Origin of the sequence: Streptomyces sp. NPDC051219 (assembly GCF_040682335.1) — a bacterium.
GTDB lineage: Bacteria > Actinomycetota > Actinomycetes > Streptomycetales > Streptomycetaceae > Streptomyces.
Genome location: NZ_JBFBAS010000009.1, coordinates 97,132 through 108,809 on the forward strand (window position 1 = coordinate 97,132; position 11,678 = coordinate 108,809).

The 11,678-nt window shown below is 69.0% G+C and carries 9 protein-coding genes; 3 read left to right on the plus strand and 6 right to left on the minus strand.

From position 1 onward, the window contains the following. Positions 1 to 82: 82 nt before the first annotated feature. Positions 83 to 1,489, minus strand: a complete 1,407-nt coding sequence (locus AB0M62_RS13520; protein WP_366074326.1) for a pitrilysin family protein — start codon at positions 1,487 to 1,489, stop codon at positions 83 to 85. Further along, entirely contained in the window at positions 1,486 to 2,844 is a 1,359-nt protein-coding gene (locus AB0M62_RS13525; RefSeq protein ID WP_366074409.1) for a pitrilysin family protein, read from the minus strand. The genes AB0M62_RS13520 and AB0M62_RS13525 overlap by 4 nt, the downstream gene beginning before the upstream one ends. A gap of 243 nt (positions 2,845 to 3,087) precedes the next feature. Between AB0M62_RS13525 and AB0M62_RS13530 the strand changes: the two genes are divergently transcribed. Next, a complete protein-coding gene (locus AB0M62_RS13530) occupies positions 3,088 to 5,532 on the plus strand; it encodes a DNA topoisomerase IV subunit A (protein ID WP_366074327.1) in 2,445 nt (814 codons plus the stop codon). Between the two features lie 53 nt (positions 5,533 to 5,585). Here the strand turns inward: AB0M62_RS13530 and AB0M62_RS13535 are convergent, their stop codons facing one another. Continuing rightward, positions 5,586 to 6,644, minus strand: coding sequence for a GTP-binding protein (locus AB0M62_RS13535; protein ID WP_366074328.1), 1,059 nt, complete (start codon positions 6,642 to 6,644; stop codon positions 5,586 to 5,588). Positions 6,645 to 6,970: 326 nt separating this feature from the next. On the opposite strand from AB0M62_RS13535, the gene AB0M62_RS13540 reads away from it, so the two are divergent. Beyond that, entirely contained in the window at positions 6,971 to 7,600 is a 630-nt protein-coding gene (locus AB0M62_RS13540) for a DUF6082 family protein (RefSeq protein WP_366074329.1), read from the plus strand. 151 nt (positions 7,601 to 7,751) lie between these two features. Continuing rightward, on the plus strand, positions 7,752 to 7,988 hold the full coding sequence (locus tag AB0M62_RS13545) for a hypothetical protein (RefSeq protein WP_366074330.1): 237 nt from the start codon (positions 7,752 to 7,754) through the stop codon (positions 7,986 to 7,988). 105 nt (positions 7,989 to 8,093) lie between these two features. On the opposite strand, the gene AB0M62_RS13550 is transcribed toward AB0M62_RS13545, so the two are convergent. The 3 genes from AB0M62_RS13550 to AB0M62_RS13560 form a co-directional block, all read right to left on the minus strand. After that, complete coding sequence (locus AB0M62_RS13550; RefSeq protein ID WP_366074331.1) at positions 8,094 to 9,704, minus strand: glycoside hydrolase family 13 protein; 1,611 nt, start codon at positions 9,702 to 9,704, stop codon at positions 8,094 to 8,096. 143 nt (positions 9,705 to 9,847) lie between these two features. After that, complete coding sequence (locus tag AB0M62_RS13555) at positions 9,848 to 10,723, minus strand: carbohydrate ABC transporter permease (RefSeq protein WP_366074332.1); 876 nt, start codon at positions 10,721 to 10,723, stop codon at positions 9,848 to 9,850. Between the two features lie 15 nt (positions 10,724 to 10,738). Beyond that, complete coding sequence (locus AB0M62_RS13560; protein ID WP_366074333.1) at positions 10,739 to 11,647, minus strand: sugar ABC transporter permease; 909 nt, start codon at positions 11,645 to 11,647, stop codon at positions 10,739 to 10,741. Positions 11,648 to 11,678 lie beyond the last annotated feature (31 nt).

Here is an 11,678-nt window from a genome sequence, read left to right on the forward strand (position 1 = left end):
ATAAACCGGACATAAAGGAGACCCCGGCGGCTCCCTGGCCACCGGGGTCCCTCTCGTCCCTCTTCCTGCCGCTTACGCCCGATCAGCCGGTGACAACGGTCACTTCGCCGATCCCGAGCGCCTTCACCGGCTCCTTGATCTGCGACGCGTCTCCCACGAGCACGGTCACCAGCCGGACGACCGGGAACGCGCTGACTGCCGCCGCCGTGGCTTCCACCGTGCCGGTTTCGGCCAGCTGTACGTACAACTGCGCCTGGTAGTCGTCCGGGAGGTGCTGTTCGACCTGGTCGGCGAGCGTGCCGGCGACGGACGCGGCCGTCTCGAACTTCAGGGGAGCGACGCCCACCAAGTTCTGTACGGCGACGTCCCGTTCGGCGTCGGTGAGCCCCTCGGCAGCGAGCGTGCGCAGCACCTTCCAGAGGTCCTCCAGCGCCGGGCCCGTGTTCGGGGTGTCGACCGAGCCGCTGATGGCGAGCATGGCGGCGCCCGGCGCGCCCCCGGAGGGATCAGGAGCAGCCGAACGCAGAACCTGGCCGAAGGCCCGGACCCCGTAGGTGTAGCCCTTCTCCTCCCGCAGGACGCGGTCCAGCCGGGAGGTGAGGGTGCCGCCGAGGCAGTACGTGCCCAGTACCTGCGCCGCCCAGACACGGTCGTGCCGGTCGGGGCCCACGCGGCCGATCAGCAGCTGCGTCTGCACGGCGCCGGGGCGGTCGACGATCACCACACGACCGGTGTCGTCGGCGCTCACCGGCGGCACCGGGCGCGGCTTCGCGGCGCCACCGGTCCAGGCGCCCAGCGTCTCCGCGAGCACGGCGTCCAGATCGGTGCCCGCGTAGTCGCCGACGACCACCGCGGTCGTCGTCGCGGGGCGGACGTAGGCCTCGTAGAAGCCCCTCACGGCCGCGGAGTCGATCCGCGCGACCGTCTCCTCGCTGCCCTGCCGCGGGCGCGACATGCGTACCTCGGCGGGGAACAGCTCGGCGTAGAGCTGCTTGGCCGCTCGGCGGGAGGGATTGGCCAGCTCGTGCGGGATCTCGTCGAGCCGGTTGCGTACGAGCCGGTCCACTTCGCTGTCCGCGAACGCCGGTGCCCGCAGGGCCTCGGCCAGCAGTCCGAGCGCCTTGGGCAACCGGGAGGCGGGCACTTCGAGCGAGACCCGCACGCCCGAGTGGTCGGCGTGCGCGTCCAGTGTCGCGCCGCACCGCTCCAGCTCCGCGGCGAACTCCTCGGCGGTGTGCTTGTCGGTGCCCTCGGACAGGGCGCGCGCCATGATCGTGGCCACGCCGTCGAGGCCTTCCGGCTCGGCGTCCAGCGGGGCGTCGAGGATGATCTCGACCGCGATCACCTGCTGACCGGGGCGGTGGCAGCGCAGCACGGTCAGGCCGTTGTCCAGCGTGGCCCTCTCGGGGGCCGGGAAGGCCCACGGCTTCGCCTCGCCCGCCTGCGGCTGCGGGTGGAACTCCATGGTGGTGACCTCTGCGTCGCTCACTGCTGCGCCCCTTCGGTGTCGCTCTCGTCCGTGTTCTCTGCGCCCTCCGCGTCCTCGGCGGCGAGCGGCTCGTACACGAGGACCGCCCGGTTGTCGGGGCGCAGCCGGGCCGCGGCCACGGCCTGCACCTCTTCCGCGGTGATGTCGAGAACGCGCTGTACGGCGGTCAGGGCGAGCTGCGGGTCGTCGAACAGCACGGCATAGCGGCAGAGTTCGTCGGCGCGGCCCGCGACCGTGGAGAGCCGGTCCAGCCACTCCCGCTCCAGCTGCGCCTGGGCGCGCTCCATCTCCTCCTCCGTCGGCCCCTCGGCGGCGAACCGCGCGAGCTCGTCGTCGACGGCGGCCTCGATCTGCGGCACCTCGACACCGCCGGACGTCTTCACGTCCAGCCAGCCGAGCGAGGGCGCACCGGCCAGCCGCAGCAGGCCGAAGCCGGCCGCGACCGCGGTCTGGTCGCGGCGGACCAGCCGGTTGTGCAGTCGCGAGGACTCGCCGCCGCCGAGGACGGTGAGTGCCAGGTCCGCGGCGTCGCACTCCCGGGTACCGTCCTGCGGGAGACGGTAGGCGGCCATCAGAGCGCGGGCCGGCACCTCCTCCACGATCTCCTCGCGCAGCTGCTCACCGATGACGTCCGGGAGCTCGCCGCCCCGTGGCGGCTGCTTGCCGTCGTGGGACGGGATCGAACCGAAGTACTTCTCGATCCAGGCCAGCGTCTTCTCGGGGTCGATGTCGCCGACGACCGACAGCACGGCGTTGTTCGGCGCGTAGTACGTACGGAAGAAGTTCCGCGCGTCCTCCAGGGAGGCGGCGTCGAGGTCGGCCATCGAACCGATCGGGGTGTGGTGGTACGGATGGCCCTCGGGGTAGGCGAGGGCGGTCAGCTTCTCGAAAGCGGTGCCGTACGGGACGTTGTCGTAGCGCTGGCGGCGTTCGTTCTTGACGACGTCGCGCTGGTTCTCCATGGAGTCCTCGTCCAGCGCGGTGAGCAGCGAGCCCATCCGGTCGGCCTCGAGCCACAAGGCCAGCTCCAGCTGGTGCGCGGGCATGGTCTCGAAGTAGTTGGTGCGCTCGAAGCTGGTGGTGCCGTTGAGCGAACCGCCCGCGCCCTGGACCAGTTCGAAGTGCCCGTTGCCCGGCACGCTCGCCGAGCCCTGGAACATCAGGTGCTCGAAGAGGTGGGCGAGGCCCGTACGTCCCTCGACCTCGTGCCGTGAGCCGACGTCGTACCAGAGGCAGACCGCGGCGACCGGGGTCAGGTGGTCCTCTGAGAGCACCACGCGCAGACCGTTGGACAGGCGGTGCTCGGTCGCTGTCAGGCCTCCGGAACCGGCCTGCGCTGTGGCCGTGTGACCCATGGGCATGTACATCCCTTCGATCGCGTGATGACTGCGTCACCAGAAACAGTTCTGCCACTGTATGCAAGCGCGCCGAGACCTGGCGAAGTTCCCGTGCCGGAGCACTCTTACCGGGGATCCCCCCTCCGACGGAACGCCCCGGGAACGGGGAACGAGGAGGGTCGAGGTCGGCGTTGTCGGTGGGGCGGTCCACAATGGTCCGCGACAGATCCAGACCATGTTGGTGAAGGAGCCGCAGCAGCGATGGCCCGCCGCAGCACGAAGACCCCGCCGCCGGAGGATTTCGAGGAGAAGATCCTCGACATCGACGTCGTCGACGAAATGCAGGGCTCCTTCCTCGAGTACGCCTACTCGGTGATCTACTCGCGGGCCCTGCCGGACGCCCGCGACGGCATGAAGCCCGTCCACCGGCGCATCGTCTACCAGATGAACGAGATGGGCCTGCGCCCCGACCGCGGCTACGTGAAGTGCGCCCGCGTCGTCGGTGAGGTGATGGGCAAGCTGCACCCGCACGGTGACGCCTCGATCTACGACGCACTCGTGCGCATGGCGCAGCCGTTCTCGATGCGGCTGCCGCTGGTCGACGGCCACGGGAACTTCGGCTCCCTCGGCAACGACGACCCGCCGGCCGCCATGCGGTACACCGAGTGCCGGATGGCCGACGCCACGTCACTGATGACCGAGTCGATCGACGAGGACACCGTCGACTTCTCGCCGAACTACGACGGGCAGGAGCGGGAGCCGGCCGCGCTGCCCGCGGCCTATCCGAACCTCCTGGTCAACGGCGCCTCCGGGATCGCAGTCGGCATGGCGACGAACATGCCGCCGCACAACCTGGGCGAGGTGATCGCCGCCGCCAGGCATCTGATCAAGCACCCGGGCGCCGACCTCGAGACCCTGATGCGCTTCGTGCCCGGACCCGACCTGCCGACCGGCGGGCGGATCGTGGGCCTCGCCGGGATCAAGGACGCGTACGAGAACGGCCGTGGCACCTTCAAGATCCGTGCCACCGCGACCGTGGAGGACGTCACGGCGCGCCGCAAGGGCCTCGTGGTCACGGAACTGCCGTTCACGGTCGGTCCGGAAAAGGTGATCGCCAAGATCAAGGACCTGGTCGGCTCGAAGAAGCTCCAGGGCATCGCGGACGTCAAGGACCTCACCGACCGTTCGCACGGGCTGCGCCTGGTGATCGAGATCAAGAACGGCTTCCACCCGGAAGCCGTGCTGGAGCAGCTCTACAAGCTGACGCCGATGGAGGAGTCCTTCGGCATCAACAACGTGGCGCTGGTCGACGGCCAGCCGCTGACGCTGGGCCTCAAGGAGCTGCTCGAGGTCTATCTCGACCACCGTTTCGAGGTCGTCCGGCGGCGCAGCGAGTTCCGCCGGACCAAGCGGCGGGACCGGCTGCACCTGGTCCAGGGCCTGCTGGTGGCACTGCTCGACATCGACGAGGTCATCCGGCTCATCCGCTCCAGCGACAACTCGGCGCAGGCCAAGGAGCGGCTGATCGAGCAGTTCTCGCTGAGTGAGATCCAGACGCAGTACATTCTCGACACCCCGCTGCGCAGGCTCACCAGGTTCGACCGTATCGAGCTGGAGTCGGAGCGCGACCGGCTCACGGGAGAGATCGACGAGCTGACCGGGATCCTGGACTCGGACGCCGAGCTGCGCAAGCTGGTCTCCACCGAACTGGCCGCGGTGGCCAAGAAGTTCGGCACCGACCGGCGTACGGTCCTGCTGGAGTCCGCGGGCTCCCCGGTCGCGGCGGTACCGCTGGAGGTGGCGGACGACCCGTGCCGGGTGCTGCTGTCCTCGACCGGACTGCTGGCCCGTACGGTCACGGGCGAGCCGGCCGACGACAGCGGCAAGCGGGCCAAGCATGATGTGATCGTCTCGTCCGTCCTGGCGACGGCCCGCGCGGACATCGGAGTGGTCACCTCGGCCGGCCGCCTGCTGCGACTGCCCGTGATCGACCTGCCGCAGCTGCCGGGCACGGCGGCGGCGCCCAACCTGGCGGGTGGCGCTCCGGTCTCGGAGTTCCTGACGCTGGAGACGGGCGAGAGCGTCGTCTGCCTCACGACGCTCGACGAGGCCTCGCCCGGTCTGGCGATCGGTACCGAGCAGGGTGTCGTCAAGCGCGTCGTCCCGGACTACCCGGCCAACAAGGACGAACTGGAGGTCATCGGCCTCCGGGACGGTGACCGGATCGTCGGTGCGGTCGAGTTGCGTACCGGCGAGGAGGACCTCGTCTTCACCACCGACGACGCGCAGCTGCTGCGCTACCCGGCGGCGCAGGTGAGGCCTCAGGGCCGGCCGGCCGGCGGCATGGCGGGGATCAAGCTGTCCGAGGGCGCAAAGGTGATCCACTTCTCGGCGGTCGACCCGGCCGCCGACGCCGTGGTGTTCACGGTCGCCGGATCGCGCGGCACGCTCGACGACTCCGTACGGACGGCGAAACTCACCCCCTTCGACCAGTACCCGCGCAAGGGACGGGCGACGGGCGGGGTGCGCTGCCAGCGCTTCCTCAAGGGCGAGGACCTGCTGGTCCTCGCCTGGGTGGGGGCGACACCGGCACGCGCGGCAACCGCGAACGGCACGCCCGTCGAACTGCCGCTCCCGGACCCGCGCCGCGACGGCTCGGGCACTCCGCTGACAGTGCTGGTGGCGTCGCTGGCAGGACCGGCGTAACCGGTAGGGGGTGCGGGTGCCGGTGAGGGCACCCGCACGCGTAGTTACCGTACTTACTGCTGTACGAACCGCAGGACGCCCCACATGTTCCGCTCGTCGGCGGCGTCCTGCGGCGGCCGGGTTTCCCGGCACGCGTCCAGGGCCGTGCGCAGGTCGTCGGCGTCAACTCCCGCGCCGATCAGCACCAGTTGGGTGATGGGCTGCTCGGCCTGCGGCCACGGCTGCGGGGTGAAGCGGAGGAAGCGGCCGACCGCGTGCAGCCCGTACCGGTTGCGCGGGTCGGCCGCCCCGAAGTCGACGAAGCCCTTGATGCGGTAGAGGCCGTCGGGCCGGGTGTCGAGGAAGTCCATGAGCCGACGCGGATTCATCGGCTGCGGCGAGACGAAGTCCACGCTTTCGTATGCCGAGTGCACATGCACGGGAGGCCCGCCGTGACCGGGTTCGCCGTCGTGGTCGGGGTCCTCGTGGTGGTCGTGCAGATCCTCGAAGGAGAGCTGGCCCACCACTTCGGCCCGGGGCTTGCACTCGAAGAGCAGCTCGGGGTCGATGCGGCCGTACGACGCCGGGATGACGGGCGTCCCGGGGCTGAGCTGCCCGACCACCTCATGCAGCCGGGTGAGATCCGGCCCGGACGCCCGCTCGGTCTTGTTGAGCACCACGAGGTCGGCGATACCGAGGTGCCGGTCGATCTCCGGGTGCCGCTGCCGTGTCGCGTCGAACTCGACGGCGTCGACCACCTGGACCAGGCCGCCGTACATCACGTGCGGGTTCTCACTGCCGAGAATCATGCGGACGAGTTCCTGCGGCTCGGCGAGACCGCTCGCCTCGATGACGATCACGTCGAGCCGGGCGGAGGGGCTGGTCAGCTTCTCCAGGTAGACGTCGAGTTCGCTCCCGTCGACGGCGCAGCACATACAGCCGTTGCCGAGCGAGACTGTGGAGCCGGCCTGCCCGGCCAGCGTCATCGCGTCGATCTCGATCGCCCCGAAGTCGTTGACGATCGCACCGATCCTGTTGCCCCCACGCCGGCTGAGCAGGTGGTTGAGGAGCGTTGTCTTGCCGGACCCCAGGAACCCGGCGAGCACGACGACGGGGATGGGGGTCCTGCTCACTTCTGCGCCTCCTGAGTTCGGAACGGCTGTCGATCCTAGCCACGCCTGGTACGGACTTCAGGTCATGAAACAAGTGAACGTTTGTTAGCAGGCGCATTCGGGGCACACATGTGACACGGCCCACGGTTCGACGGCAGCCCGTTCCCACCGTGCGCCCTCTTCTCCGCCTCCTGCCGGTCGGCACCGCTGGGCATTCTGGAGGCGGCACAACGCTGCAGCGACCGCCCGCCGGCCCGCACTGCACCCCTGTCCGGTCACCGCAACAGGTCGCGAACGAATCGGGGGTTGACATGACCACACAAGGAGCTGGACAGCGACGGGGGGTGATGGCCGCAGTCGCGTTCACCCTGGTCTGCACAACCTTGATGGTCGTGCTCGCGGTGGCTCTGAGCCTGGCGATCAGCGCGGTGGTCGACGCGCTAGCACCCGGCAGAAACGTCTCCTCAGCCGAAGCGGTGATCTCCGTCCTCTGCTTCGGGGTCTTCATCCTCACCCTGGTCGTGCAGCAGCGGCACCTGATCCGCCAGTACCACTGCATGAAGGACCAGTTGGAGTACATGAAACGCTCGCACGGCGTCCTGCAGCGGTCCGACCTCACCGACCAGCACCGGCTGCAGAACGAGATGCTGTACAAGGCCATCGAGCACCCGCATCTGGCCGCGGTGCTGAACACCTTCGACGAAGATGTGCCACTGACGACCCAGCAGCAGTACCTCTACTGCAACGTCGTCTACAACAATGTGCTGCACGCCTACCGAACGGGGTACGTCAACCTTGAAGAGGCGAAGGTACATCTGCGGGTGATCTGCCGGAGTCCGGTCTTCCGCGACTTCTGGAAGGCGACGCGCTCACACCGTTCGGGTCTCCGCTACGAGTCGGAAGAGGCGGCACTCGGCCGCGCCGCCGACCGGATCGTGGACGGGAGGCGCGGCACCACCGATCCGCCGTCCTCGTGAATCATCGCTGGTGCGTGTGGCGATTCTGGTGGCGCCTGAGGCCGACCCACGGTTGAATCGAGGGGTTACAGCCGTCTTGTCAGGACCCCACAACCCCGCACTGGTCGTCCGTCCTGGATTTCGGCTGCCCGCCCCAGCTCAAAGGACCTCAGTGAAGATCGTGCGCAGGATCGGCGCCTCCCCCCGTCAGCGCGGAAGCCTGTCCGGGCAGACATGCCCGGACATCTTCGAGCTCGAGGACGGGGACTTTGCGGTGATCGGGACCGACCGGACGGCCGTACTCGATCCCGAGCTCCCCGCCGATGCCGCGCGCGCCGACTACGAGCGGATCGTGGTCGTTTCCCGCGAGACCCTCATTCGGGCCAAGGCCGACATCCCGGACGCCTAGGAGTGCTTCAGCTCCGATGACCGGTGGCCGGTGACCGGGGCCGATGGCTGATGACGAGTGGCCTGTGGCACCGGTGTTGTCGAGCCGGAGCCGAGCCCGTCCCCGTCATCCGTCACTCCGCAGCCAGGCCGCCGTGTCCCGGGGAAGCCGTCCGTCCGCGTCGAGCGGGCCGCTGGTGAGCAGAACGGCGGTACAGCCGGGCAGCTCGGCAGGGCTGTCGGCGAGGTTCACGACGCAGACCAGGCCGTTCGCGCGGGCGAAAGCGAGGGTGCCAGGCGCCCCCGGAAGCCACGCGAACGGGCCGTCGCCGAATCCGGGTTCCGTGCGGCGCATGCGCAGGGCCTCGCGGTAGAGGGCCAGCATCGACCCGCCATCGGCGACCTGGCGGTCCGCTGCATACGCGGCCCAGCCTTCCGGCTGCGGCAGCCAGGGTTCCGTGACCGCCCCGAAGCCGGCGTACGGCGCGTCCGCCACCCACGGCAGTGGCACCCGGCAGCCGTCGCGCCCAGGGTCCGTGCCGCCGGAGCGGAAGTGCATCGGGTCCTGGATACGAGCCGGCGGAACGTCAGCCTCCGGCAGGCCCAGTTCCTCGCCCTGGTAGAGGTAGACGGCGCCCGGCAGAGCAAGCGACAGCAGGGCCGCGGCCCTGGCGCGCCGATTGCCAATCGTAAGATCGGTCGGCGTGCCGAAGGTCTTGGCGGCGAAGTCGAAGCCGGTGTCCGCGCGCCCGTAGCGCGTGACCGTACGCGTCACGTCGTGGTTGCACAGCACCCAGGTGGCCGGGGCTCCGACGGGGGCGTGCTCGGCAAGGGTCTCCTCGATGGACCTGCGCAGCAGCTCGGCGTCCCACGGGCAGGCCAGAAAGGTGAAGTTGAAGGCGGTGTGCAGCTCGTCCGGGCGCAGGTAGCGCGCGAACCGTTCCGAGTCGGGCATCCACACCTCCCCTACGAAGATCGCGCCGTACTCGTCGGCGACCGCCCGCCAGGAGCGGTATATGTCATGCAGTTCGTCACGGTCGATGTACGGATGGGGGCCGCTGCCCTCCACGAAGTCAGGCAGCTCGGGATCCTTCGCGAGGAGGGCCGCCGAATCGATCCGTACGCCCGCGACCCCCCGCTCGAACCAGAAGCGCAGCACGTCCTCGTGCTCCCGGCGGACCTCGGGGTGCGCCCAGTTGAGGTCGGGTTGTTCGGGCGTGAAGAGGTGGAGATACCACTCGCCGTCCTCGACCCGGGTCCAGGTGGAGCCGGCGAACTGGGAGGGCCAGTCGTTGGGCGGCAGTTCGCCGTGCTCGCCGCGCCCCTTCCGGAAGTGGAAGAGCTCTCGCTCCGGGCTGCCGGGCCCGCCCGCCAGCGCCGCCCGGAACCAGGCGTGCTGGTCGGAGACATGGTTGGGGACGATGTCGACGATGGTACGGATGCCGAGCTGCCGGGCTTCGGCTATCAGCTTCTCGGCTTCGGCGAGAGTGCCGAAGGCGGGGTCGATGGTCCGGTAGTCGGCCACGTCGTAGCCGCCGTCGGCCAGCGGTGACAGGTACCAGGGGTTGAACCAGAGGGCATCGACGCCCAGTTCGGCGAGGTACGGCAGCTTGGCGCGTACGCCCGCGAGATCACCGGTGCCATCTCCGTCGCCGTCGGCGAAACTGCGTACGTACACCTGGTAGATGGCGGCGGAGCGCCACCAGTCGGTGGTCCCGGACGGAGAGTTGGCTGCCACGTGACGGTCCTTTCGGGCAGGTGGGACTCCGCCGCCGGCCCGGACAGCGGGGCGCCGGTGGAAAGGCCGGCGGCGGAGTGCTTATGGGGGTCGCGGTCCGGCACGGAGTGCTGAGGGGCGTAAAAGTCCGGCGCCAGGGCGCTTCAGCCCTTCAGGCCTCCGGCGGTGAGACCGCTCATGATGTTGCGCTGGAAGACGATGAAGATGATCAGCGTCGGAGCCGAAGCGATGGCCAGCGCGGCGACGAGCCAGTTCTCCGGGACGCCGCCGGCGAGCGAGTAGATGCCGACGTTGAGTGTCTGCCTGGTCGGATCGGGGAGGGTGAGCATCGGCCACAGGAAGTCCTTCCAGACGCCCACGACCGCGAAGATGGAGACCACACCGAGGATCGGCCTGGAGACCGGCAGCACCACGGATCGCAGTGCCCGCAGCGGTGACGCACCGTCGATCGATGCCGCGTCCAGCAGTTCGCGCGGGATCGAATCGAAGAATCTCTTCAGCAGGAAGATGTTGAACGCGTTGGTGACGGACGGCAGCCAGATCACCCAGGGCGAGTTCAGCAGGTTTCGCTCGACGATCGGTACGTCCAGCACCGTGAGGTACTGCGGCACGACGAGGACGGTCGCCGGGATCATCAGCGTGGCCAGCATCATGGCGAGTATGGCGTGGCCGAGGACCGGCCTCAGCTTGGACAGCGAGTACGCGGCGGCAACGTCGAACACGAGCTGGAAGGCGAGCGCGCCGAAGGCGTAGTACAGCGTGTTGAACAGCAGCCTCGCCAGGTCCATGACGTTCCAGGCACTGGAGTAGTTCTCCGGGTGTACCGAGTCCGGAAAGAGGGTCGGCGGGCTCTGCGCGAACTCCTGCGTCGACTTCAGGCCGCCCGTGACCATCCAGTAGAGCGGGCCGAGGAAGACCACGACGAAGACGACGACCACCACCGCGAACACGGTCCAGTAGAGGACCTTCCCCCGGGGTCTGCCGAGCTGCGCCGGCGAGATCAGAGTTCTCTCTGCCATCTTCGGTCCCCCGTCCTAGTCGTCGCTGTCGCGGCTCAGCCGTACGTACGCGGCGGAGAATCCCGCCAGCAGCACGAGCAGGACCAGGCCCAGCGCCGCCGCGCTGCCGTAGTTGTTGAAGTTGAAGGCGTACTGGTAGATGAGGTGGACGACGGTCGTCGTGGAACCTTCGGGGCCCGCTCCGCCGGTCAGCAGGAACGGCTCGGTGAACACCTGCATCGTCGCGATGATCTGCATCAGGAACATCAGGGAGAGGATGAGGCGCGTCTGCGGGACCGTGACGTGCCAGATCTTGCGCAGCAGACCGGCGCCGTCCAGCTCAGCCGCCTCGTACAGCTCGCCCGGTATTCCCTGGAGTGCCGCCAGGTAGATCAGCGTGGCGCCGCCCATATTCATCCAGGTGGCGGCGACGACGACGGAGAGCATGGCCGTGTCTGCCGACTGGAGCCAGTCCTGGGCGGGCAGGTGCAGCACTTCGAGGATGCGGTTGAAGAGCCCGTAACCCGGGTCGTAGAAGTACTTGAACAGCAGCACCGAGGCGACGGGCGGCAGCATCACCGGCAGATACACCAGCATGCGCAGGAAGCCCTGTGCATGCCGGAACTCGTTCAGCAGGACGGCGACGAGGAACGGCACCGCGAAGCCGAGGAGCAGCGCGAGTCCGGTGAAGAGCAGCGTGTTGCGCCAGGCCTGCCAGAAGGCCGGGTCGTTGAAGATGTACGTCAGGTTCGACCAGCCGGCCCAGGTGGTCCGCCCGTTCTCGGTCTTCTGGAAGGCCAGGACGAACTCCCTGACCATCGGGTACCAGGAGAAGAACGAGAAGCACAGCACGGCGCCGATCAGGAATCCGTGCGCCGACAGATTGCGCTTGAGCGTCCGTACGAACTCCTCGCGCGGGTGCTCGGACAGGGTGGGGGCCGACATCGGTACTCCCGGATCCGGGAGGGCCGGTCCG

What these genes read in the sequence shown, in the direction of transcription:
- AB0M62_RS13530 (WP_366074327.1), top strand. Translation starts at nt 3,088, where the DNA reads ATGGCCCGCCGCAGCACGAAGACCCCGCCGCCGGAGGATTTCGAGGAG.
- AB0M62_RS13525 (WP_366074409.1), bottom strand. Translation starts at nt 2,844, where the DNA reads ATGGGTCACACGGCCACAGCGCAGGCCGGTTCCGGAGGCCTGACAGCG.
- AB0M62_RS13540 (WP_366074329.1), top strand. Translation starts at nt 6,971, where the DNA reads ATGGCCGCAGTCGCGTTCACCCTGGTCTGCACAACCTTGATGGTCGTG.
- AB0M62_RS13555 (WP_366074332.1), bottom strand. Translation starts at nt 10,723, where the DNA reads ATGGCAGAGAGAACTCTGATCTCGCCGGCGCAGCTCGGCAGACCCCGG.
- AB0M62_RS13560 (WP_366074333.1), bottom strand. Translation starts at nt 11,647, where the DNA reads ATGTCGGCCCCCACCCTGTCCGAGCACCCGCGCGAGGAGTTCGTACGG.